The organism is Massilibacillus massiliensis (genome assembly GCF_900086705.1).
In the GTDB taxonomy this organism is placed as follows: Bacteria; Bacillota; Negativicutes; order FLKF01; family FLKF01; genus Massilibacillus; species Massilibacillus massiliensis.
Window position 1 is genome coordinate 46,099 of sequence record NZ_LT575483.1, and the last position, 23,549, is coordinate 69,647.

General features: G+C 33.5%; 23 protein-coding genes. All 23 read left to right on the forward strand.

The window, feature by feature from the left end; translation table 11 throughout:
- The first annotated feature begins 149 nt into the window (after positions 1-149).
- The 23 genes from BN6559_RS00250 (at position 150) to nrdR (ending at position 23,501) form a co-directional block, all read left to right on the forward strand.
- Positions 150-2,102, forward strand: a complete 1,953-nt coding sequence (locus BN6559_RS00250) for a transglycosylase domain-containing protein (protein ID WP_110952866.1) — start codon at positions 150-152, stop codon at positions 2,100-2,102.
- Between the two features lie 55 nt (positions 2,103-2,157).
- Positions 2,158-2,889 carry a WecB/TagA/CpsF family glycosyltransferase gene (locus tag BN6559_RS00255; protein WP_110952867.1) on the forward strand — a complete coding sequence of 244 codons (732 nt, stop codon included), beginning with the start codon at positions 2,158-2,160 and terminating at the stop codon, positions 2,887-2,889.
- A 103-nt stretch (positions 2,890-2,992) separates the two neighbouring features.
- Complete coding sequence (locus BN6559_RS00260; protein ID WP_456060530.1) at positions 2,993-3,646, forward strand: phosphatidylserine decarboxylase family protein; 654 nt, start codon at positions 2,993-2,995, stop codon at positions 3,644-3,646.
- Positions 3,643-4,329, forward strand: a complete 687-nt coding sequence (gene pssA / locus BN6559_RS00265; protein WP_110952869.1) for a CDP-diacylglycerol--serine O-phosphatidyltransferase — start codon at positions 3,643-3,645, stop codon at positions 4,327-4,329. The genes BN6559_RS00260 and pssA overlap by 4 nt, the downstream gene beginning before the upstream one ends.
- Positions 4,330-4,413: 84 nt before the next feature.
- Positions 4,414-5,685 carry a glycosyltransferase family 2 protein gene (locus BN6559_RS00270; RefSeq protein ID WP_110952870.1) on the forward strand — a complete coding sequence of 424 codons (1,272 nt, stop codon included), beginning with the start codon at positions 4,414-4,416 and terminating at the stop codon, positions 5,683-5,685.
- Positions 5,686-5,767: 82 nt separating this feature from the next.
- Positions 5,768-6,154: a 6-carboxytetrahydropterin synthase QueD gene (gene queD / locus BN6559_RS00275; protein WP_110952871.1), complete on the forward strand. Its 387-nt coding sequence runs from the start codon at positions 5,768-5,770 to the stop codon at positions 6,152-6,154.
- Positions 6,147-6,881, forward strand: coding sequence for a 7-carboxy-7-deazaguanine synthase QueE (locus BN6559_RS00280; protein WP_199883646.1), 735 nt, complete (start codon positions 6,147-6,149; stop codon positions 6,879-6,881). Before queD ends, BN6559_RS00280 begins: the two co-directional genes overlap by 8 nt.
- A gap of 18 nt (positions 6,882-6,899) precedes the next feature.
- Entirely contained in the window at positions 6,900-7,661 is a 762-nt protein-coding gene (surE, locus tag BN6559_RS00285) for a 5'/3'-nucleotidase SurE (RefSeq protein WP_110952873.1), read from the forward strand.
- A gap of 106 nt (positions 7,662-7,767) precedes the next feature.
- Positions 7,768-8,565 carry an S-methyl-5'-thioadenosine phosphorylase gene (gene mtnP / locus BN6559_RS00290; RefSeq protein WP_110952874.1) on the forward strand — a complete coding sequence of 266 codons (798 nt, stop codon included), beginning with the start codon at positions 7,768-7,770 and terminating at the stop codon, positions 8,563-8,565.
- A gap of 12 nt (positions 8,566-8,577) precedes the next feature.
- Entirely contained in the window at positions 8,578-9,627 is a 1,050-nt protein-coding gene (gene mtnA, locus BN6559_RS00295) for an S-methyl-5-thioribose-1-phosphate isomerase (protein ID WP_110952875.1), read from the forward strand.
- 8 nt (positions 9,628-9,635) lie between these two features.
- Entirely contained in the window at positions 9,636-10,877 is a 1,242-nt protein-coding gene (locus BN6559_RS00300; protein WP_110952876.1) for an adenosylhomocysteinase, read from the forward strand.
- A 160-nt stretch (positions 10,878-11,037) separates the two neighbouring features.
- Positions 11,038-12,318, forward strand: coding sequence for an amidohydrolase (locus BN6559_RS00305; protein ID WP_110952877.1), 1,281 nt, complete (start codon positions 11,038-11,040; stop codon positions 12,316-12,318).
- A 98-nt stretch (positions 12,319-12,416) separates the two neighbouring features.
- Positions 12,417-13,343, forward strand: coding sequence for a patatin-like phospholipase family protein (locus BN6559_RS00310; protein WP_110952878.1), 927 nt, complete (start codon positions 12,417-12,419; stop codon positions 13,341-13,343).
- A gap of 11 nt (positions 13,344-13,354) precedes the next feature.
- Complete coding sequence (locus BN6559_RS00315; RefSeq protein ID WP_110952879.1) at positions 13,355-13,954, forward strand: ribonuclease H1 domain-containing protein; 600 nt, start codon at positions 13,355-13,357, stop codon at positions 13,952-13,954.
- Between the two features lie 152 nt (positions 13,955-14,106).
- Positions 14,107-16,332, forward strand: a complete 2,226-nt coding sequence (locus tag BN6559_RS00320) for an FtsK/SpoIIIE family DNA translocase (protein ID WP_110956212.1) — start codon at positions 14,107-14,109, stop codon at positions 16,330-16,332.
- A gap of 95 nt (positions 16,333-16,427) precedes the next feature.
- The gene (locus BN6559_RS00325; RefSeq protein WP_110952880.1) at positions 16,428-17,186 is read left to right on the forward strand and encodes a helix-turn-helix domain-containing protein; all 759 of its coding nucleotides are present in this window, start codon (positions 16,428-16,430) and stop codon (positions 17,184-17,186) included.
- Between the two features lie 15 nt (positions 17,187-17,201).
- On the forward strand, positions 17,202-19,130 hold the full coding sequence (locus BN6559_RS00330; protein ID WP_110952881.1) for a YgiQ family radical SAM protein: 1,929 nt from the start codon (positions 17,202-17,204) through the stop codon (positions 19,128-19,130).
- A 112-nt stretch (positions 19,131-19,242) separates the two neighbouring features.
- Entirely contained in the window at positions 19,243-20,130 is an 888-nt protein-coding gene (locus BN6559_RS00335) for a sigma-E processing peptidase SpoIIGA (RefSeq protein ID WP_110952882.1), read from the forward strand.
- 13 nt (positions 20,131-20,143) lie between these two features.
- Complete coding sequence (gene sigE / locus BN6559_RS00340; protein ID WP_199883647.1) at positions 20,144-20,878, forward strand: RNA polymerase sporulation sigma factor SigE; 735 nt, start codon at positions 20,144-20,146, stop codon at positions 20,876-20,878.
- A 340-nt stretch (positions 20,879-21,218) separates the two neighbouring features.
- Positions 21,219-21,992 carry an RNA polymerase sporulation sigma factor SigG gene (gene sigG, locus BN6559_RS00345; RefSeq protein WP_110952884.1) on the forward strand — a complete coding sequence of 258 codons (774 nt, stop codon included), beginning with the start codon at positions 21,219-21,221 and terminating at the stop codon, positions 21,990-21,992.
- A gap of 8 nt (positions 21,993-22,000) precedes the next feature.
- A complete protein-coding gene (spoIIR, locus tag BN6559_RS00350; RefSeq protein ID WP_110952885.1) occupies positions 22,001-22,606 on the forward strand; it encodes a stage II sporulation protein R in 606 nt (201 codons plus the stop codon).
- Positions 22,607-22,672: 66 nt separating this feature from the next.
- Positions 22,673-22,927 carry a YlmC/YmxH family sporulation protein gene (locus BN6559_RS00355; RefSeq protein ID WP_110952886.1) on the forward strand — a complete coding sequence of 85 codons (255 nt, stop codon included), beginning with the start codon at positions 22,673-22,675 and terminating at the stop codon, positions 22,925-22,927.
- 106 nt (positions 22,928-23,033) lie between these two features.
- On the forward strand, positions 23,034-23,501 hold the full coding sequence (gene nrdR, locus BN6559_RS00360; protein ID WP_110952887.1) for a transcriptional regulator NrdR: 468 nt from the start codon (positions 23,034-23,036) through the stop codon (positions 23,499-23,501).
- Positions 23,502-23,549: the final 48 nt, after the last annotated feature.

Below are 23,549 nucleotides of genomic sequence, written 5' to 3' on the forward strand. Positions count from 1 at the left end.
AAGATACACGGGTATTAACTCGTGTATCTTGTGTTTTTTATAGATGAAGTAAACCAAGTCGTTTCAGTAGAAATAAACACTTTTTATCTAATGTGTAAATATGGTAATGCATAGGCATAATATATAGTAAATAAGGAGGGTGTAATTATATGTACAAGTTAATCATACTTATTAGTAGTATATTTGTCTTCTCTTTAGCTTCTTATGTTTATATAGGATTACCAGATACAACAAACATTAATGATTTGAAATTGATATCTGCAACACAGGTGTATGATATCAATGGAAATTTAATATCAAAATTATTCGAACAAAATCGCATTGTTGTAACCAACAATAATATGTCACCGTATTTATCACAGGCAATTATCGCCAATGAAGATACTCGGTTTTACCAACATATTGGAATTGATCCAATTGGAATTGCAAGAGCTCTTTGGGTCAATATAAAAGCAGGTGATATTACTGAAGGTGGTAGTACTATCACACAACAACTTGCCAGAGAAATGTTCTTAAACCAAGAACGTACATTGGTGCGAAAAATGCGGGAAGCCATTTTAGCAATTATCATAGATTTCAAATTTTCAAAAGATGAAATTTTACAAGCCTATTTAAATCAAGTTTATTTGGGTGAAGGTGCATACGGAGTAGAAGCGGCAGCGCAAAAATATTTTGGCAAACATGCAAATGAGTTGGATTTATCGGAAAGCGCAATGATTGCTGGACTAGCTAGGGGCCCTGTTTTATATTCGCCTTATCGTGACATGAGTGCAGCGCTGGAAAGAAGATCTATTGTTTTAAGTAATATGCGCGAGCAAGAGTATATTAGTGCTGATGAAAAAGATAGAGCAGAATCACAAGCGATATCTTTGGTAAGTAAAAAAGAACGCTCTGTCAAAGCATCTTATTTTGTTGATTATATTGCTAAGCAGTTAGTCGAAAAATATGGGGAAGAAACCGTCTATCAAAGAGGGTTGAAAGTATATACGACTTTAGACCTCCATATACAAGAAGCGATGGAAAATGTATTAGGAGAATATCAGGGTGCAGTTGTTGCACTGGATCCAAAAACTGGTTACATTAAAGCTATGGTCGGCGGCAATAATTACGCTGAAAGTCAATTGAATCGTGCGGTAGATGAGTATAGACAGCCAGGTTCGGCATTTAAACCATTTGTCTATACGACAGCTTTAAATCAGGGAATCACAAGCAACTATATTGTTGTTGACGAGCCAATTGATATTGCTGGATATCGACCGCAAAATTATGATCATAAATATCTTGGAAAGATGACCATAAACAAAGCTTTACGTTGGTCGGTTAATAGTGTTGCTGTAAAAATGGGGCAAAAAGTAGGAATGCGTGAAGTTTTAAATTTAGCGAAAAGCATGGGAATTACAACATTAACGGAAGATGATAATAATTTAGCCACTGCTTTAGGCGGACTCACTGTTGGTGTGAATCTATTAGAATTAAGTGCCGCATATACAACATTTGCAAATCATGGGGTTTTATCTCAACCGATCTCTATTTTACGGGTTGAAAATGAACATAATCAGACATTAGCAGAGTATCAATCTAATCAAAAAGCTGTGCTAAATGAAGACATTGCTTATATCATGACAAATATGTTAATGGGAGCACTTAAGGATGGAACTGCTACTGCAGCAAATATTGGGCGAGAGGCCGCTGGTAAAACAGGAACTACCGACAGTTATGAAACGGCATGGTTTATTGGATATACACCTGATTTATTGGTTGGGATTTATGTTGGGAATGATGACAGAAGCTCAATTGGAATTTCGGGCAGTCAGGTAGCTGCTTTATGGGGAAAAAGTATGTTCGATTTGCAAAAAAATCAACCGGTAACAAAATTTGATGTCCCAGCTAATATAGTAAAAGACGTTCGTATCTGTGCAAAAACAGGTGAATTAGCAGAAAAAGATTGTAAAGATGATGAATATAGTGCTTTTATTAAAGGAACTGAACCAAAATCTATATTACAGAAAATAAAAGAAAAAATACTTCCAAAACAAGAGAAAGAAGAAAATAAAAAGTCAAAAAGCTGGTGGTCTATTTTGCCGCGATTGCCCGGTTTTTGATAGTATGTTACAATGATAATGATATTTTAATTTAGAATTAGTAAGGAGCAAAAAAGTGTTAGCAAAAAAAGTACCTGTTTTAAATGTAATGATTGATGCTGTCACTATGGGAGAAGCAGTTGATATTTTAGAAAATTATATCAATGAAAAAAAAACACATTTTGTCGCAACTGCAAATGCTGAAATGATTATGATGGCCAATGATGATCATGAACTTTTAAAAATTTTAAATAAAGCCGATTTAGTAGTTCCAGATGGTGCAGGGACTGTATGGGCAGCTAGGCATCATGGATATACAATGCCTGAGAGAGTTGCAGGATATGACCTGGTTCAAAAGCTCTTAAAACGTGCAGCAAAAAGCAAAATAAAATTTTTTTTTCTGGGTTCTGCGCCTGGTATCGCTGAAAAGGCAAAAAAAAATGCAGAAGAAAAATATATTGGCCTTCAGATTGTCGGCACAAAGGATGGATATTTTTCATTAGAAGAGGAACCTGCTTTAATTCAAGAAATTAAAAGCGTGAAACCAGATGTTTTATTAGTCGCATTAGGCGTGCCACGTCAAGAAAAATGGATTATGAAACATTTAGCGGAATTAGATGTTTCAGTGGCTATCGGTGTTGGTGGTACGCTTGATGTAATGGCTGGAGTTGTGAAACGTGCACCTCTATGGATGCAGAGAGCGAAATTAGAATGGTTATATCGAGGTTTGCTGCAACCGAAGAGGATTGGACGATTGATGGCATTGCCACGGTTTGTATTTAAAGTTTGTGCTCTAAAAAAGTATTAGACAAAGCGCATTACGTGTATTATAATTATTTGGGAATTAAACGGAATAAACTACTGAGCAAAAATTCGTAGTTTTATGTTATCAAGTATAGGTAGCTAGCAAGATGGAGGTGGATAATTTGGTAAAAGCTCCGATTATTAAAGAAGGTTATACTTTTATCGCAATAGCTTTAATTGTAGCCTTTATTATATGGTTTACTGTCAATCCTTTTTGGGCAGTGATTCCAGGTGTACTTGCTTTATTTTTTGCATTTTTCTTTCGTAATCCAAAGCGTGAGATACCGACAGATACGAGCTTGATTGTTTCACCCGCAGATGGCACAGTGATGGGAATTGTAGAAGTAGATGATGATGACTTTGTAAATGAACCGTGTAATAAGGTTATTATTTTTTTGTCTGTATTCGATGTACACATTAATCGAAGTCCTATTTCTGGAAAGATTAAATTACAGCAATATACGTGTGGACGATTTATTCCAGCTTATAAGGATGAAGTTGGCTTTGAAAATGAACGTCATACAATAGGAATAGAGAATGAACAAATGCGTGTTATAGTTACACAAATTGCTGGTATTTTAGCAAGGCGCATTGTATCCTGGGTTACTTTAGATGATGTTTTAGAAAAAGGACAACGGTATGGATTGATTAAATTTGCGTCTTGTACTGAAGTCGTTATTCCAAAGAGTGTAGAAATCGTGGTCAAAAAAGGTGATAAAGTCAAGGGTGGAGAAACGATTATTGGGAGGATTAATAGATGAGGAGTTTAATTCCCAATATGTTAACATCACTTAATTTGGTGTTTGGCATGGGAGCTATTATAGCAACGATACAGAAGAACTTTTTTGTTGCAGCACTATTTATTGTTTTAGCAATGGTTGCAGATGGATTAGATGGCAGGGTTGCTCGTTTTTTCAATGCAAGCAGTGAATTTGGAAAAGAACTAGATTCATTATGTGATTTAGTATCATTTGGTGTTGCACCCGCAATACTGGCGTATTCTTTTTTGTTAAAAGATTTTGGTGTATTGGGGTATTTTGCGGCGGTTATGTTTGCAACTTGTGGAGCGTTACGACTTGCACGCTTTAACGTAAATACCAGCGTTGTAAAAGGATATTTTATGGGATTACCAATTCCCGCCGGTGGTTGTTTTTTAGCTACATTTATTATGTTAGGAATAGAACCAAATGGTTTTATTTTCCCTGTTATGGTTATGGTTATCGGGTACTTAATGGTTAGTACAGTAAGATATCCTGATTTTAAGGGAAAAGGTGAAAAAATAAGACAAATTCCAATTTTAATTACTATATTATTAGCGATAGCCGTTATCTATACGGTGATTCAGTTAGGAAATATTTGGGGCGCTTTATTTATACCTTTTATTGCTTATACTATATTAGGTATTTCAAATACTTTTTTTGCTTTGTTTGATAAAAAGCTATAAGTCAATGTTACTATTATACCCATTGTTTTTTGATTTCAATAAATTTTTTTGAAATATTATTGAGATTTTAAAGGAGAAAAATCCATGAACTATATTTATGACTATGTAATGATTCCGATTCAGATAATAATATTCTTCTTTACAATATATTATTTTATTATCGCATTTTTTGGTGTGTGGCGGAGAAAAGAAAAGAAAATATTAACCCCTAAAAAAACATTTGCTGTAATTGTAGCAGCGCATAATGAAGAACAAGTAATAGGCCAACTTGTAGACAATTTACAAGTTCTGGATTACCCTAGAGAACTGTACGATATTTATGTTGTTGCGGATAATTGTACCGATGATACAGCAAAAATAGCAGAGCGATCTGGCGCAATTGTTTGTGAGCGCATAAATCAGGAGGAACGTGGCAAAGGGTTTGCGATGGAATGGATGTTTGAAAAACTATTTTCTTTTGATCGTAAATATGATGCTGTTGCTATCTTTGATGCTGATAATCTTGTGCATCCTAAGTTCTTATTAGAAATGAATAATCGATTATGTAAAGGCGATAAGTTAATACAAGGATATTTAGATGCTAAAAATCCTCATGATACTTGGGTATCTGGTACTTTTGCTATCGCTTTTTGGGTAACCAATCATATTTGGCATCTAGCAAAATCTAATATTGGGCTATCTAGTGTCCTTGGTGGTACTGGTATGTGTATTTCAACTGATATTCTGAAAGAATTTGGTTGGGGTGCAACTTGTCTTACAGAAGATATGGAATTTACGATGAAAGTTTTAACGAAGGGCATTCGAACGACTTGGGCACATGATGCAATTGTTTATGACGAAAAACCGTTGACTTTTATGCAATCGTGGAATCAAAGAAAACGTTGGGCACAAGGTCATTTTGATATCGCTGGGCGATATATCCCTAAAATGTTAAAAGAAGGTATTAAACAAAGAAACATTAGAATTATAGATGGCTGCATTCATCTTTTACAACCACATTTTTTATTAATTTCAACTGCTTTTGTGATTGCCAGTTATATTCAACTTTTAGTGCCTCCTTTTTATACCAATATTTATAGTCTTATGCCATCGGAAATATTAAGTCTTATCATGATTGGGCAGTATTTGTTGCCTGTGATTATTTTGTTACAAATTCGTGCTGGGTGGAAAACATGGTTGTATTTGATTTTATATCCAATCTTTATTTATAGTTGGATACCAATTACTTTCATTGGCTTTTTGCATCGTAATGATCATGAGTGGAGTCATACTAAGCATACACGTGCATTAAGTTATCAAGATATTATGGAAAAAACAAATAATGATTCATTCGTAACAAAAGAGATTAGTAAGTAAGATAATATTTGATTATAAAAAGGTGAGTGTATGCTCATCTTTTTTTGTAAATATTAAATAATAATTTTGAGGTGAAATATATATGTATGAATTAACTGTTATAGTGGAATTTGAAGCAGCACATCGTATTGTTGATTATCCTGGTAAATGTAATCGTTTGCACGGGCATAATTGGAGCATAGAAGTCACTGTACAAGGAAATAAATTAAATCAATTAGGGATGTTAATCGATTTTAAAGAACTAAAAAAAGAAGTAAATCAAACAATTGAGCATTTAGATCATGTTTATCTGAATGAGATAGATGCCTTTGTAAAAGAAAACCCAACAGCAGAAAATATTGCAAAATATATTTATCTGCAATTAGAAAAAAGCACGCTGTTAATAGATGATAAAAAGCTTAAAATGGTTAAGGTTTGGGAATCTCCAAAATCAGCAGTTACTTATAGTAAGGATGAATCATATGTCTAATTTTGCAAATATCGTAGAAGTATTTTCCTCTATCCAAGGAGAGGCAAAATATGTTGGGTGTAGACAAATATTTGTTAGATTTTCTGGATGCAATTTAACGTGTAAATATTGTGATACTAAAATTTCGCATAATCATCAGTCCCAATGTGAGATCGAAAAAATTCCTGGTAAGCGAAACTTTATAAAAGTGAATAATCCAATTTATGCAGAAGACTTAGTTAATACAATAAATAAGTTGTTAGTCTTACCACATCATTCAGTTAGTTTTACTGGTGGAGAACCTCTGTGTAGAGCGGATTTTATTCATCATATAGCAAAAGAAATTGATTGTAAATTATATTTAGAAACGAATGGTACATTATATGCAGAGCTGCAAAAGGTAATTGATGATATTGATATCGTTAGTATGGATATTAAACTTCCTAGTGCTACTGGAAGTGTCCTGTGGAAAGAACATTATGAATTTCTAAAAATTGCAAACCAAAAAGAGGTTTTTGTAAAACTTGTTGTTTCTGGAGAGACGACCAATGACGAATTTTTAGAAGCAATTACACTAGTTGCTGATGTAGATCGAACAATCCCATTTATCATACAGCCAGTAACACCGATTAATGGTTGTAAAGCAGTAAGCCCAAATGCTGTATTAAAGTATCAAGAAAACGCTTTGAAAAAGTTATCTGATGTTAGGGTCATTCCACAAACACATAAATTTATAAATCAAATGTAATGATAAGGAGGGTCTTTTTTGCGCATATTATTGACGAATGATGATGGTATAAATGCGCCTGGAATAAAGGCATTGTGGCAAAACCTTAGTACGATTGCCGATGTTTTTGTAGTTGCTCCATCTTTTGAACAAAGTGCAATGAGCCAAGCGATTACAATGCACATGCCAATTCGTGTTCAGTCCTATGAGTTTAATACTGAAAATGTTACTGGGTGGAGTGTTGATGGTACGCCCACAGATTGCGTTAAGCTTGCTTTGGAAACATTATTGACAGAAAAGCCAAGCTGTGTTGTTTCGGGCATTAATATGGGTGCGAATCTCGGTAATGATATACTTTATTCTGGAACAGTAAGCGCGGCCAGAGAGGGCGCATTACATCGTATTCCATCCATTGCTGTTTCATTGGATTCTGACAAAGCTACTGATTTTGCACTTGCAGCGAAATTTACAGTAAAGTTCGTAACAAAAATGTTGGAAGAACAAATTGAACCGAATACTTTATTCAATGTGAACGTACCTAAAAATATGAATCAAAAGCATGAAGACGTTGCGATTACTAAACTGGGAATTCGAGAATATGAAAATACTTTCGATAGAAGACAAGATCCAAGCGGAAGAAGTTATTATTGGATGGGTGGAAAAATTATAAATAGTGAAAATGAAGAAGATACAGATGTTTCTGCAATAAAAAATAATAAAATCTCAATAACACCTATTCATTTTGATTTAACAGATTATCATGTGATGAATGAATTAAAAAATTGGAAGATACAAACTTAAGTGAGTATAAAGGACTATTGGATTTACTATTAAGAGATGTTATTTTATAGTATAATGTAATTATGAAGGGTCGTTTGTTTTTGAATAATTTGTAAAGGGTGATAACATGATTGATATTGCAATTATTGGTGGTACGGGCGTATATGATCCAAGTATTTTACAAAATGTTTATGATACAAAGGTAACTACACCATATGGTGTAGTTACTTATAAGGTAGGAGAATATGCGGATAAAAAAGTTGCATTTATTCCAAGACATGGCAGCAAGCATTCTATACCACCGCATTTGATTAATTATCGCGCTAATATATGGGCAATAAAAAAAATTGGTGTTACAAATATTATCGCGACTACCGCAGTCGGTTCCTTAAATTTAGATATGAAACCAGGTGATTTTGTTTTAGTTGATCAATTTTTAGATTTTACAAAAAATAGAGTTAGCACCTTTTATGAAGGCGGCGAACGTGGTGTTGTTCATCTGGATGTAACGGAGCCTTATTGTCCACAGCTTCGTAAAATTATTAAGCATGCTGCAGACGAATTGAATTTATCGATCCACGAAAAGGGCATTTATGTTTGCACCGAAGGACCACGTTTTGAAACTCCGGCAGAAATAAAAATGTTTGCTAAATTAGGCGGGGATTTAGTTGGTATGACCAATGTACCGGAAGTTGTATTAGCACACGAAGCGGAATTATGCTATTCTACGGTATCAATGGTAACAAATTATGCTGCTGGTATATCTTCGCAATCTTTAACACATTCTGAAGTACTTGAAACCATGGCTGCAAATGGGGATAATATAAAAAAATTAATTATGAAAAGCATTGAAAAAATTGATCTTACAACTAGGAGTTGTAAATGCGATAGTACCTTAGCTGAGTTTGGTGGTTTTAAATTGTAGGGAGGTCTTTCTATGCAAACAATGATTTGGCATGGTGATCATTTGGAATTATTAAATCAAACGAAATTACCGAAATGTGTCGAATATATAAAATGTAATACTTATCAGATTGTCGGGGAGGCAATAAAAAAACTTGAGGTGAGAGGTGCCCCGGCAATTGGAGCTGCTGCTGCTTTTGGATTCGTTCTAGGTGCAAAACAATTGAAACAGAGTACGAGTCAAGATATCTTTTTAGATAACTTATTTAAGATTAACAGCGAATTAAGAGAAACCAGACCTACTGCAGTAAATTTGTTTTGGGCACTTGATCGCATGTTGCATGTTGTAAAGACTTCATTTTCGAAAATGAGTGTGGAAACATTATTAGATGCATTAGAGAATGAAGCAATTGCTATTTTCGAAGAAGACAAAGCAATAAATTTAGCTTTGTCAAAGCATGGCGCTACATTATTTTCTGGTCCAACAGCGGTTTTGACCCATTGCAATGCGGGTGCTTTAGCTACAGCCGGTATTGGGACAGCGTTAGGTGTAATTAGACAATCTCATGCCGAAGGCAATATTACAAGAGTATTTGCGGATGAAACTAGACCTTTATTACAAGGTGCAAGACTTACGGCATTTGAATTACTACAAGATCGAATTCCAGTAACTTTGATTACAGATAATATGGCTGGGTGGGTCATGAAAAATAAAATGATTCACGCCGTCATTGTTGGCGCCGATCGGATTACGGCAAATGGTGATGTTGCAAATAAAATAGGAACTTATAGTATCGCCATTTTAGCAAAAGAACATGGCATTCCTTTTTATGTAGCTGCACCATCGTCTACTTTTGATTTTTTACTTACAACTGGTGAAGAAATTCCTATCGAAGAACGGAAAAAAGAAGAAGTAACATATTTATTGGATACTCAAATAGCACCACTAGAGGTGGATGTATTTAATCCTGCATTTGATGTTACACCCCATCAGCTGATTACAGGAATTATAACTGAATATGGAATATTGAGAAGTGATTATACAAAATCGATACAAGAATTAAAAGAAAGATTAGAGAGGTAGAATATTAAATGAAATCAATGATAAAAGACATCCAATTAGCTAAACAGGGACATGATAAAATTAATTGGGTTAAGAATTTTATGCCTGTATTGAACTCTTTAAATGAAGATTTTTTGAAAACAAAACCTTTAGCAGGAAAGAAAATGGTTATTACGATGCATTTAGAAGCCAAGACTGCTTATCTAGGCTTGGTATTAAAAAATGCTGGTGCAGAAGTTGTTGTAACGGGGAGCAATCCATTATCAACACAAGATGATGTAGCAGCTGCGTTGGTTGAAAATGGTGTTACTGTTTATGCATGGTATAATTGTACAGGTGAAGAATATGATGTATTTTTAAATAAAGCGCTCGATACAAAGCCAGATATAATTATTGATGATGGCGGTGATCTAGTATCATTGCTTCATGGAAAAAGAAGTGATTTAGCTGGGAATATATTAGGCGGCTCTGAAGAAACCACAACGGGCGTCATTCGTTTAAAAGCATTAGAGGCAGAGGGACTTTTAAAATTTCCGATGATTGCAGCAAATGACGCTTATTGCAAATATCTATTTGATAATCGTTACGGAACTGGGCAATCTACTTGGGATGGCATTATGAGAACTACGAATCTTGTAGTCGCAGGAAAGAATGTGGTGGTTGCTGGATACGGTTGGTGTGGAAAAGGTGTGGCAATGCGCGCTAAAGGAATGGGTGCAAATGTGATTGTTACCGAAGTTGACCCAATTAAAGCAATTGAAGCAGTCTTTGATGGATTTAGAGTAATGAAAATGGATGAAGCAGCAAAATTAGGAGATATTTTTGTAACACTTACAGGTTGTAAAGATATTATTACAGCTGATCATTTCAAAGTTATGAAATCTGGAGCAATCATGGCAAATGCAGGGCATTTTGATGTTGAGATAAATAAGATTGATTTAGAGCATTTAGCAAAAGAAAAACGAACCGTACGTAAAAATATCGAAGAATTTGTCTTTGAAGATGGACGCAAAGTTTATTTATTAGCAGAAGGACGTTTAGTTAATTTAGCCGCTGGTGACGGTCATCCAACAGAAATTATGGATTTATCTTTCGCAGTGCAGGCACTTTCGGCATTACATATAGTTCAAAATCATGCTAAGATGGATAAAAAAGTTTATATCATGCCAGATGAAGTAAATCAAAATATTGCTCAGATTAAATTGAAATCATTAAATGTTAAAATTGATAGTTTAACGCACGCTCAAAAAAGTTATTTGGCAAAAGTTTAATCCAAGGACTTAATGGCATAGCAAAGATTTTTTGTTTCGTATAGCGAAAAATCTTTGCTTATTCTCATGTAAGGAAAGCATTTCATTATGAATATATTCTTGTATTTCTAATGGCGCATGCTTTTAAAAGAATTATGATAATCTTGTAGGAGGATAAAGTATGACAAAATATTTGTTGAAAAATGCTACGGTTTTAATGGAAAATGGTATGGTTCAAGAAGCTGATATTCTAATTGAGAACGATACGATTGAAACGATCGGCTCTATAGATGAAAAGGGTGCTTTTGATAGAGTTATAAATTGTACTAATAAATTGGTGATTCCTGGTTTGGTTAACACACATACGCACGCTGCAATGACACTACTTCGTAGCTATGCAGATGATATGCAATTAATGGACTGGCTCGAAAATAAGATTTGGCCTGTAGAGGCAAAAATGAAAAGTGATGATATTTATTGGGGCAGTATGTTAGCAATAGCAGAGATGATTAAGACCGGGACGACGACTTTTGCAGATATGTATTCAGAGATGCATCGAGTTGGAGATGCTGTTGCTGAGACCGGAATCCGTGGGGTCTTATCTCGAGGGATGATTGGCATCGCTCCAAATGGACAAAAAGCATTACAAGAAAACATCGCATTATACAATTCATATCATAACGCAGCAGATAATAGAATTACGGTTATGTTTGGACCTCATGCTCCGTATACATGTCCACCAGAGTTTTTGTGCCAAGTGGCTGAAGCTGCACAAAAAGTTGGTGCTGAAATCCACATTCATTTATCAGAAACTCTAGGTGAGGTTGAAAATTGTGTAAAGCAATATAAAAAGTCACCTATTGCTTTAATGGAAGATACGGGAATATTAGATTGTGGTGTACTTGCAGCACATTGTGTTCATTTATCAGATGCCGATATTGCACTTATGAAAAAGTATAATGTTCGCGTTGCGCATAATCCTGGAAGTAATATGAAATTAGCAAGTGGTATTGCACCTGTTCCTAAAATGTTAGATGCTGATATATGTGTTGGATTAGGTACAGATGGAACATCCAGTAATAATAACTTGGATATGTTTGAAGAATTAAATTTAGCGACCTTGTTGCACAAAGTAAATACTTTAGACCCTTTGGTGATTCCTGCTTTGACTGGTGTGAAAATGGCTACAGAATATGGTGCAAAAGCTGTTGGATTAGGTAGTACTATAGGAAAAATATCTAAAGGATATAAAGCTGACATCGCATTGATAGATATGAATCATCTTCAATGGTATCCAAGGCATGATATCATATCTTTGCTTGCATATTCTGCAAACTCAAGTCATGTTGATACAGTGTTTGTTAACGGAAAAATTTTACTTGAAAATGGAAAACTGACTACGATTGATGAAGAACGTATTTTATACGAAGTGACTACTCGGGCTGCAAATTTAGTGAAATAATAAATATTTGCTAATTTTTAAGAAGTCGAGCTATCTTCATTGCACAGTAGAAGCTTATTGTCTCATAGACTATGATAGAGTGCTGTGAGGTGATAAGGATGATTGTGCGAACGAGAAAAACATATAAACCGAAAATAGGGCTAGCATTAAGTGGCGGAGGCATAAGAGGATTAACGCATATTGGTGTTTTAAAAGCTTTAGTTAGTAATGGGATCAAAATTGATTTTATATCCGGTACAAGTGCAGGTGCCGTTATTGCTGCTCTTTTTGCATGTGGCTATACGACATATCAGATGGAAGAATTAGCGAAAAAAATTAAAACAACCGATTTAATAGATCTAAGAATTACAGTTTCAGACTTATTTAAATATGGAATTCAATCTTTAGTGGGCAGTGATGCTCGATTTTGGTCTACAATCCCAAATGGCATTGTAAAAGGGGATAGGATTGAACGTTATTTCAATACATTATGGAATAGTAGAACCGTAAAAGAAACGAATATACCCTTATCTATAACTGCGGTAGATATTAATACAGCAGATACTGTATTTTTTACAACTCCTTTTAAAAAAAAATATCAGGTAATGAATACTCGGTATTATCATAATATAACGCTGACGGATGCGGTTAGATCAAGCATTTCAATACCAGGCGTTTTTTTCCCTAAGAGATATCAGGATATGTCTTTAGTAGACGGTGCCGTTAAAAATAATTTACCTACAGATATATTACACCACATGGGGGCAGATATTATTATCGCTGTTGATTTAGGATATAATGGTCATTTCGTGAATAACTTACGTTCTGTTGGTGAAATTGTGATGCAATGTATTGATATAATGAATCGAGAAGTAACTTTACTTAAAGCTGAAAAATATGCGAATATTATTATTAGACCAGAAGTTTTTGATGTCAATTATAAGGATATCAAACAAGCAATGGAAGCCATAATCCGGGGTGAAGAAGCAACGCGATGCAAAATTCCGGAAATTATAGAACAAATATATAATTATTCTATACAGTAGGGAGAACTTGAATGGGAGTAAAAAAGTATTATGCTGTTAAAAATGGACGTGAACCTGGAATTTACCGCACCTGGGATGCTTGTAAACAACAAATTCATGGATATCCAGGTGCGCTGTATAAAAGTTTTGCAACAGAAATGGAAGCCCATCAATATATAAACGGAATAGAAAAAGATAATAGTACGCTTGATACACGTGAAGATAGCTATGATATTTATGTTGATGGAAGTTTTTCAAACAATGTTTATAGCTGGGGATTTGCGGTATTTCACTTAGGTGAATTAATCCATACTGCAAATGGAATCGGCGAAGACCAAGAGGCTATTTCGACCCGAAATGTTGCCGGCGAGTTAGAAGCAACGATGAATGCTGTCAAATGGGCGGCAATGAATGATTTAAAGCATATCGTTATTCATCATGATTATATTGGTATCTCCGAATGGGCAGAAAAGAGGTGGAGAACAAATAATCAAGTGACAAAAAATTATGCCGAATTTATGAAATCGTATCAAAATCTTGTTGATTTTAAAAAAGTAACTGGTCATACTGGCGTCATAGGAAATGAATTAGCTGATAAGTTAGCCAAAGAAGCTCTTGGGATAAAAAAATAGAAATGAAATGTTAGAGGAGCGATTCTTCTAGCATTTTATTTTTTGCATGCAAGACAAGATTTTTATTAAAGGAATTTTATACGAATGTGTAGAATTTGGTCTTCAAGGAGTGAAGCGGATTGCGTAAGAAATGGTTAAATTTAGCTAAAAATATGAAGTATGAATTGCTTGGAATTTTTTTTACAACTGTTGGAGTTATTTCTTTTATTAGTCTGATTGGCTTTAACGTAGGCCCAGTTGGAAAAGTTTTAGCAAAAATACAGGAATATATGTTTGGAATTGGGGCGATCATAATTCCTATTATCATTATTACACTTGGGATAAGATATATATGTAAACAAACTGCAATCATATATTCTCTTAAATTTTTTGGTATTCTTTTTTTATATATTGACCTATTGACAATATATCATCATTTTTCTGTAATTCCAGGACAAGAAATTTTACCTGAGTATTTATGTGATGGCGGCGGACTTGTAGGTGGATTTATTCTTTTTACATTGCGTAAATTTTTTGGTGTTGATGGAACTATTGTTATTCTTTTTTCTATAGCATTAGGTTCAATTCTATTATCTACGACTTGGTCCTTGGCAACAGGAATTTTAAAAACAAAAAAGCATACAATGAGTGGTGTAAAGGCAGCAAAAGATACGATTGCCAGTACCTATGATCGGGTAATAGAAGCAGATATTTTTCATCGAAATACCGATGAAAATACTTCTTTTTATGATCAAGAAGAAGATAAGCGTTTTGAAAAATTAGAAGCAATAAAGATAAATGAAGATAATATACACCGTGAAGAGGAAACTTTAGGATTTGATGTAAATTACGCCGTTGATGTGGAATCAAATTCAGAAAAAACTGTTGCTTCTGAAAAAATAGAACTAAGTTCAGAGGCGGTAGATATGCAGAATGAAACCATAAATTCTGCAATATTAAGCGATGATTATAAAATTCCTGATATAGCAACGATTTTGAAAAAAGTTAGTAAAAGTAAAAATTCCAAATTATCTAAAGAACTTGCCGCAAATGCTAGAATATTAGAAGATACATTGGAAAGTTTTAATGTAAAAGCTAAAATAGTGAATGCTTGCAATGGACCTGCTGTAACGAGATATGAATTAGAACCTGCTGCAGGAGTTAAAGTTAGCAAAATTGTTAATTTAGCCGATGATCTTGCATTAAAGCTTGCTGCACCAGGGGTTCGTATAGAAGCTCCGATTCCAGGTAAAGCAGCCATTGGTATTGAAGTTCCGAATAAAGAATTATCAGGTGTACATTTGAGAGAAGTATTGGAAGCGCCTGATTTTACTAATGCAAAGTCAAAACTTTCTGTGGGATTGGGGATCGATATCGGCGGAAAAGCGATTGTTGCTGATTTAGCGAAAATGCCGCATCTGCTTGTAGCTGGTGCAACTGGTTCAGGAAAAAGTGTATGTATTAATACCTTAATTACAAGTATTCTCTTTAAAGCCAAACCTGAGGAAGTAAAATTTGTATTGATTGACCCTAAGATGGTTGAATTATCTAATTATAATGGTATTCCGCATTTAATGGTACCGGTGGTGACAGATTCGAAAAAAGCTGCTTCTGTGTTAAATTGGGCAGTACAGGAAATGGAAAAAAGGTATGCAATGTTTGCTGCCAATGGCGTTCGTGATATGGAGCGCTATAATAATAGTACTGATTCTGAAAAAATGCCGGCTGTCGTTATTATTATTGATGAGTTAGCTGATTTGATGATGGTAGCACCAGTTGATGTAGAAGATGCAATTTGTCGTTTAGCACAAAAAGCTCGAGCTGCAGGCATTCATTTGGTATTAGCAACGCAACGTCCCTCTGTTGATGTTATCACGGGTATCATAAAAGCAAATATTCCATCTAGAATATCTTTTTCGGTGTCATCACAAATTGACTCTCGAACAATTCTTGATATGAGTGGTGCAGAAAAATTATTAGGTAAGGGTGATATGCTCTATTACCCTATAGGTGCCGCTAAGCCAGTTCGCGTGCAAGGGGCATTTATTAGTGATAGTGAAGTAGAAACTTTAATTGATTTTATAAAAACACAGGGAGAACCTATAGAAAATGAAGAAATTATTAAATTTACTGAAAACGCTTTGAGTAACGAGGCTGTAGATACTAACAAACAAGAAGCAAGTGACGAATTATTGGAAAGTGCAATAAATTTAGTATTAGAAACAGGCAATGCTTCTGTATCAATGTTACAACGAAGATTTAGAATTGGTTATACTAGAGCTGGAAGATTAATTGACACAATGGAAGAGATGCGTATTGTTGGTCCTAATGCAGGTAGCAAGGCTCGAGAAATTTTAATGACAAGTGAACAAGTATATAATACATATTTTAATAAATGACTGTAATTTTTTGCCCAATTAGGATACAATAAGTTATAATATGTTTTTTTGGAAGAAAAAAATTTTTTGGGTTATATTAAGGGGGATTTAGTCAAATGCTAGGAGATATTTTACGTAAGGAACGTGAAAAACAAAATTTGACGGTAAAAGATGTAGAATTGGGTACAAGTATACGTTCATTATATATTTCAGCAATCGAAGAAGGTAAATATGAAGTTTTACCAGGAGAAGTTTACTTAAAAGGATTTATCAAAACATATGCTGAATTTTTAAAATTAAGTGGCACGGATATGCTTGAGTTGTATAGAAATGAAAGAACTGAATCAAATCAAATTGAGATTCCATCGAATAAGGAAATAATAAACGAACCAGAAGTAAAAAAAGATGAGATAAACGCCCCTAAAGGTGTAAATTTCAAAAAAATTATATCTTTAGGTACGGTTGTTTTAGTCGTAGCTTGTGGAGCATTTTACTTTAATTCAAATGATGAAGAAACAGTTCAAAAAGATTTTAAAACTATAAAACAACAAAGTACTGTTTCGAAAGAAGTAGAAAATAAATCTGAGACTGTAGAAAGCAGACCTGTAGCGCAAGAAAAACCTGTCGTTATTTCCGCAAAATATACTGGAGAGTGTTGGACACAAATTGCAACCGATAGTAGAACTATATTTGAGGGAATTGTTAAAAATGGGGAAGTGCTGACTTGGCAGGCAGATCAAGAAATTATTGTTAAAGTCGGCAATGCAGGTGCAGTTGAACTTACCTATAATGGTAAGAATATTGGGAAATTAGGTTCTAACGGAGAAGTATTAACTAAAAAATTTACAAAAGATAAGGAAGAAAACCTTAAATAAAATTAGGAGATTTCAATGAATAAATTTTTGCCAATAAGTAAACAAGATATGGAAGAACGAGGATGGCAGCAATTAGACTTCCTTTTTGTTACAGGTGACGCATATGTAGATCATCCCAGTTTTGGACCGGCAATTATCAGTAGAATTCTAGAAAAAAGAGGTTTCAAAGTAGGGATCATTTCACAACCTAATTGGCGAGATACGAATGATTTTAAGAAACTTGGAAAACCAAAATTCGGCGTGTTAGTTTCAAGTGGAAATTTAGACTCTATGCTGAATAAATTTACAGCAGCCAAAAAGCATCGTAGTAAGGACAATTATACACCAGGCGGTCGATCAGGACGTCGTCCTGATCGAGCTACAATTGTCTATTGTAATCGCATTCGTGAGATTTGGAAGAAGACACCGATTATTATAGGGGGCATTGAAGCAAGTTTAAGAAGATTTGCGCATTATGATTATTGGTCTAATCATGTTAGAAGATCTATTTTAGTGGACAGTAGAGCTGATTTATTGATTTATGGTATGGGCGAGAAACAAATTGTTGAAATTGCAGAACAATTAGCACAAGGTATTCAGATATCTGCAATAACCTCGGTTAAAGGAACTTGCTATCAATCTGAAAATTTAGATTGTGTATGGGAGTATGTAGAAGTTCCAAGCTATGAGAAAGTTTCGAGTGACAAAGTTAAGTTCGCGGAAGCTTTTAAAATACAATATTTAGAACAAGATCCGATTAGGGGAAAAACAATTGTACAAGCAAGCGGAGATAATTATATTATTCAAAATCCACCTGCATTACCTTTGACAATGGAAGAAATGGATGATGTTTATGCTCTTCCATATATGCGTACTTATCATCCTAGCTATGAAGAGGCCGGTGGCGTTCCAGCTATTGAAGAAGTTAAATTTAGTTTGGTAAGTCAACGAGGCTGTTTCGGTGGATGTAATTTTTGTGCGATTGTTTCACATCAGGGACGAATTATTCAAAGTCGAAGCAAAGAATCAATCATGAATGAAGCAAAACTATTAACGGCATTGCCAGATTTTAAGGGATATATTCATGACGTTGGAGGGCCTACAGCTAATTTTAGAAGACCTTCTTGCCAAAGTCAGTTTGAGCGTGGAACTTGTAGGGGAAAAGCTTGTTTAGCACCTCAAATATGTAGAAATTTGACGGCTGATCATAGTGATTATATTGATTTGTTACGTTCACTACGAAGCCTTCCAAAGGTAAAGAAGGTTTTTATTCGTTCAGGTATACGGTATGATTATTTACTTGCTGCTAAGGATAATTTTCTCGAAGAATTATGTGAACATCATGTTAGTGGGCAGTTAAAGATCGCACCAGAGCATATTTCAGAAAAAGTTACGAAGTTGATGGGAAAATCAAATAAAGATGTATATATAAAATTTGTAAATGCCTTTAAGAAAATGAATCAAAAATTGGGGAAAGAGCAATATCTGGTTCCATATTTTATGTCTAGTCATCCAGGTGCAACTCTAAAAGATGCAATTGAATTGGCAGAATTTATCCGTGACTTAAATTATCGTCCTGAACAGGTTCAAGATTTTATTCCTACACCTGGAAGTTTATCTACTTGTATGTATTATACCGGAATAAATCCTTTAACTAATGAACGTATTTATGTTGCTCGAGATGATAAAGAAAAACATATGCAAAGAGCACTTCTTCAATATCGTGATCCTAAGAACTATAATTTAGTCTATCAAGCCCTAAAACAAGCTGGACGTGATGATTTAATCGGATATGGAGCAAAATGTCTGATTCGTCCATTTAATAAACAAGAAAATTTAAATAGAAATCAGCATATAAAATCGCATAAAAATGAACTAAATTCACAGCGAAATAAAAAACGATCATCTAGTTTAGAATCTAAAAAAATAATCAAAAATAAAGCCGGGAAAAAATCACCATTTTAATGGTGATTTTTTTTATACTTAAATCAATTCCATTACCATAAACTTACAAAAAATTAGTTACTAAGTTGCTATAATTGACGTATCATTTATTTTGCAATTAAGAAGGTAACGCGTGGTGCTTATTTATATTGATCTATTTATTTTATTAAATTTAATTGTAAATGGTATTATAATTTTCTTGACTGGTTGGGTTCTTGGGAAAAAGTACAATTTTACCAGATATAGTATTGCTATACTATTAAGTGTTACTTATAGTATGGTTTATCTTTTATGTGATTTTATTTGGTTATCTAATCTTATCGTAAAACTTTTTATGTCTATGTTTATTGTTTGGAGTGCATTCAAGATACATTCATTTAGAGAATTTTTTCGTATATTAGGAATTTTTTATATGATTTCTTTTATCCTTGGTGGGGCTGTATATGGGTACTTTTTTTTCGAATTTAATTCGAAAGATTTTTTTATAAAAAAATACATCCATTGGGAATTTATTTTAAAAGGAATATTATTAGGATGCATTGTGATTGTGGTATTTATCAAATCTATATTGAAAGAGCATTTAAAAAAACAAAACTTATATATGCTTAAGATTAGTTATAATGACAAATCCGTAGAATTAATGGGCTTATTAGATACAGGAAATCGCCTTTATACTATAGGTGGTCAAAATCCAGTCATGATTATTGATAAATATGCATTACAACCATTATTAAATCAAAATGTTAATAACTTTTTAGAACAGAATTCCGCTGAAATGTGGATTACGAATGTAACACAATGCCACGATAAGGAATGGGTGAAATCTCTTTTTTTTATTCCATATAAAGGAATTGAAAATAGTGATGTTCTATTAGGATTTAAACCAGATTCTATCAGTGTTTTATCAGGTGTTTATAAAAAATTAGATCGTAATTTTGTTATTGCAATATGTTCTAAAAAGTTAGTCGAAAATGAAGAATATCGTATTTTATTGCACGCTGAAGTTCTAAATTATTTATAAGAAAAGAGGTCATATGATGCATTTAAATATTAGTTTACTGATATTTAAATTAAAATTAATTTCAATCTTAAAATTTTTGAAAATTGCAAAAGAACGAGAAGTTTTTTATGTTGGCAGCAATGAAGCTTTGCCACCACCCCTTAGTAACGAAGAAGAAAATGAATTGCTTAATTGTTTAGGAAACGGAGATATGACAGTTAAAAATATTTTTATCGAAAGAAACTTGCGCTTAGTTGTGTATATTGCACGTAAATTTGAAAATACAGGAATTGGTATAGAAGATTTAGTTAGTATTGGAACAATTGGTTTAATTAAGGCGGTAAACACATTTGATCCGATAAAAAAAATAAAGCTTGCTACTTATGCCTCTAGATGTATTGAAAATGAAATTTTAATGTATTTACGACGGAATAATAAAATTAAATCAGAAGTATCTTTTGATGAACCGCTTAATATTGATTGGGATGGCAATGAATTGTTATTATCTGATGTTTTAGGAACAGAGAATGATGTTATTTATAAATCAATGGAAGAGGAGATTGATAAGAAATTATTATGCATTGCAATGAATAAATTATCTAAAAGAGAAAGAAAAATTTTGGAATTAAGATTTGGACTGAATCATCACGCGCAAGAAAAAACACAAAAAGAAGTTGCTGATATGCTTGGGATATCTCAATCCTATATTTCACGTTTAGAAAAACGTATTTTAAAGAAAATGAAAAAAGACATTAAACAAATGTGTTAAAAACTTACCTAGTTTAGCAAAGTGGATTGTGGTAAAATTGCCGCATATCCATTTCGGTTTTCAATGGACGTTCTACCTTAAAAGCCCGACTTACTATAAAGTCAGGCTTTTTTTGTTTTGGAGGTCTACAGCTAGATTAGGTGATAGGTATTTGTTATGGCGTTTATATCTTATCCTAGGGCTTTATAAACCGTTATTCAATATAATGTTTAGAGAGGTTTTGCTTGAAAATTTATTTAACATGAAACATCTCCATTTTTATTCATACGAATAAAATGGAATCTTACTGGTAATAATGCTGATGTAGACTTAATTTTGTAATCGGCGGAGGGAATACGTAGTGATTATTAATAAAGTTGAAATTTGCGGTGTTAATACTGCAAAATTACCTGTTATTTCTGCAAGTAAAATGAGGGAATTGTTTGTTGTATTACAAAATGGGGAATTATCAGCTAGAGAAAAACTCATTTATGGAAATTTAAGATTGGTATTAAGTGTGATCCAGAGATTTAATAATCGAGGAGAATATGTTGATGATTTATTTCAGGTAGGATGCATCGGGTTAATGAAAGCAATCGATAATTTTGATCTGTCTCAAAACGTTAAATTTTCTACTTATGCCGTGCCTATGATTATTGGTGAAATCCGTAGATATTTAAGAGATAATAATCCAATTCGAGTAAGTCGTTCAATGCGAGATGTAGCTTACAAAGCTTTACAAGTAAGAGATTCTCTTGTAAATAGATATTCAAGAGAACCTTCTATTAATGAAATTGCTTCTGAATTGAATTTACCTAGAGAAGAAATTATCTTTGCATTAGATGCTATACAGGAACCTATTTCTTTGTTTGAACCAATTTACCATGATGGTGGTGATCCTATCTTTGTAATGGATCAAATCGGAGATGATAAAAATCTGGATATGAATTGGCTTGAAAGCGTTGCAATTAAAGATGCCTTGCATAAATTAACGCAACGGGAAAAACATATTTTAACTTTGCGTTTTTTCGATGGTAAAACGCAAATGGAAGTTGCTGAGGAAATCGGCATATCACAAGCGCAAGTTTCTAGATTAGAAAAATCGGCACTAGGCCATATGCGCAAACATATTTAGGAGTAAAAATGAGAAAGAATTTTTTAAAAAATATTAGTATTATATTTACGATATGTTTTATTATTGTAAGTATCAATATTTTAATGGAAAATATTGAAGCACACAATAGCACAATCTATGATAAAGAGAACGAAGATTTAATTCGACTTCATGTTTTGGCGAATAGTGATAGTCCTGAAGATCAAAAAGTCAAGCTTTTGGTTCGAGATGCTATTATTCAATATTTATCTCCGAAGCTAGCACATGTAACGAATCGTGAAATTGCAAAGCAGATCGTTTTGGAGAATGAAGCTGCGTTAATTGAGATTTCAAAATCAGTTTTATATATGCATGGTTTCGTTTATCCAGTAAATATGGAATTTGGCACTTTTGATTTTCCAATAAAAGCTTATGGGACATTAGTTTTACCTGAGGGAAAATATGAAGCGGTTCGAATCCTCTTAGGAGATGCGAGAGGGGCTAATTGGTGGTGTGTCTTATTTCCTCCACTGTGTTTTATTGATGAGACAAACATGACAGAAAGCATGCCCGGTGTTTTCGAAGAACCCCCTCAAAATGAAGATAAAGATAATTCTATAAAAATTAAATTTAAGTTACTAGAGTTAATACAATAACTTTAGTAACTTTTTTTCTATTGTCTCATATATTAGAGTAAACAAGCATTATAAGGAGGAGCAAAAATGATTAAAAGTTCTGATTTTAGATTAAAAGATGTTATCAATATAAGCGATGGAAAAAAATTAGGGAGTATTAGCGATATTGAGTTTGATGTTGAATCAGGAAAAGTAACATCTATCGTTGTCCCAAGTACAGGAAGGTTTCTAGGCTTTTTTAATCGAGGAGAAGATATCATAATTCCATGGGAAAAAATTAATAAAATTGGTACTGATGTTATTTTGGTAAATATATTTGGGGTTGCAGAGATTGAGAAATAGATGTATTATAAATTAAGAATAATATCGCTGGCAGTTAATTTTGCTTAGCGATTTTATTTTATTTTATGTTAAATTTTAATTTAGTAAATCTTGGAGGAGTTTTGTGATGCGTTGTCCATTTTGTGGTATAGGTGATAGTAAAGTTATTGACTCACGTTCAGCTGATGAAGGAAATACAATTAGAAGACGTCGTGAATGTTCAAACTGTTGTAAGAGATTTACTACGTATGAAGTTATAGAACAAATTCCTTTGATGGTAATAAAAAAGGATGGAAGACGTGTCGTTTTTGATAAGAATAAAATACTAAACGGTATTATCCGTTCATGTGAAAAAAGAGCTAATTCAATGGAAAGCATAACAATGCTAGCGGATAGAATAGAAAAAGAGCTGCGTAATACTATGGATAGAGAAATTCCAAGTAAAGTCATTGGAGAATTAGTAATGAAACACTTAAAGGAATTTGATCAAGTTGCATATGTTCGATTTGCATCAGTTTACAGAAAATTTGCTGATATCAATCATTTTATGCAAGAATTAGAGACTTTAATGAAAATGAAAAAATCCAGAGAATAAATGTTTTTCATATCAATCTTCTTTATTATTCTAATGAAAATTTGTATT

Bases quoted from the DNA above. Each gene is read 5' to 3' on its own strand.
- BN6559_RS00250 (WP_110952866.1), top strand. From the start codon at position 150: ATGTACAAGTTAATCATACTTATTAGTAGTATATTTGTCTTCTCTTTA.
- BN6559_RS00260 (WP_456060530.1), top strand. From the start codon at position 2,993: ATGGAGGTGGATAATTTGGTAAAAGCTCCGATTATTAAAGAAGGTTAT.
- pssA (WP_110952869.1), top strand. From the start codon at position 3,643: ATGAGGAGTTTAATTCCCAATATGTTAACATCACTTAATTTGGTGTTT.
- BN6559_RS00270 (WP_110952870.1), top strand. From the start codon at position 4,414: ATGAACTATATTTATGACTATGTAATGATTCCGATTCAGATAATAATA.
- queD (WP_110952871.1), top strand. From the start codon at position 5,768: ATGTATGAATTAACTGTTATAGTGGAATTTGAAGCAGCACATCGTATT.
- BN6559_RS00280 (WP_199883646.1), top strand. From the start codon at position 6,147: ATGTCTAATTTTGCAAATATCGTAGAAGTATTTTCCTCTATCCAAGGA.
- mtnP (WP_110952874.1), top strand. From the start codon at position 7,768: ATGATTGATATTGCAATTATTGGTGGTACGGGCGTATATGATCCAAGT.
- mtnA (WP_110952875.1), top strand. From the start codon at position 8,578: ATGCAAACAATGATTTGGCATGGTGATCATTTGGAATTATTAAATCAA.
- BN6559_RS00300 (WP_110952876.1), top strand. From the start codon at position 9,636: ATGAAATCAATGATAAAAGACATCCAATTAGCTAAACAGGGACATGAT.
- BN6559_RS00305 (WP_110952877.1), top strand. From the start codon at position 11,038: ATGACAAAATATTTGTTGAAAAATGCTACGGTTTTAATGGAAAATGGT.
- BN6559_RS00310 (WP_110952878.1), top strand. From the start codon at position 12,417: ATGATTGTGCGAACGAGAAAAACATATAAACCGAAAATAGGGCTAGCA.
- BN6559_RS00315 (WP_110952879.1), top strand. From the start codon at position 13,355: ATGGGAGTAAAAAAGTATTATGCTGTTAAAAATGGACGTGAACCTGGA.
- BN6559_RS00320 (WP_110956212.1), top strand. From the start codon at position 14,107: ATGAAGTATGAATTGCTTGGAATTTTTTTTACAACTGTTGGAGTTATT.
- BN6559_RS00325 (WP_110952880.1), top strand. From the start codon at position 16,428: ATGCTAGGAGATATTTTACGTAAGGAACGTGAAAAACAAAATTTGACG.
- BN6559_RS00330 (WP_110952881.1), top strand. From the start codon at position 17,202: ATGAATAAATTTTTGCCAATAAGTAAACAAGATATGGAAGAACGAGGA.
- sigE (WP_199883647.1), top strand. From the start codon at position 20,144: ATGATGCATTTAAATATTAGTTTACTGATATTTAAATTAAAATTAATT.
- spoIIR (WP_110952885.1), top strand. From the start codon at position 22,001: ATGAGAAAGAATTTTTTAAAAAATATTAGTATTATATTTACGATATGT.
- BN6559_RS00355 (WP_110952886.1), top strand. From the start codon at position 22,673: ATGATTAAAAGTTCTGATTTTAGATTAAAAGATGTTATCAATATAAGC.
- nrdR (WP_110952887.1), top strand. From the start codon at position 23,034: ATGCGTTGTCCATTTTGTGGTATAGGTGATAGTAAAGTTATTGACTCA.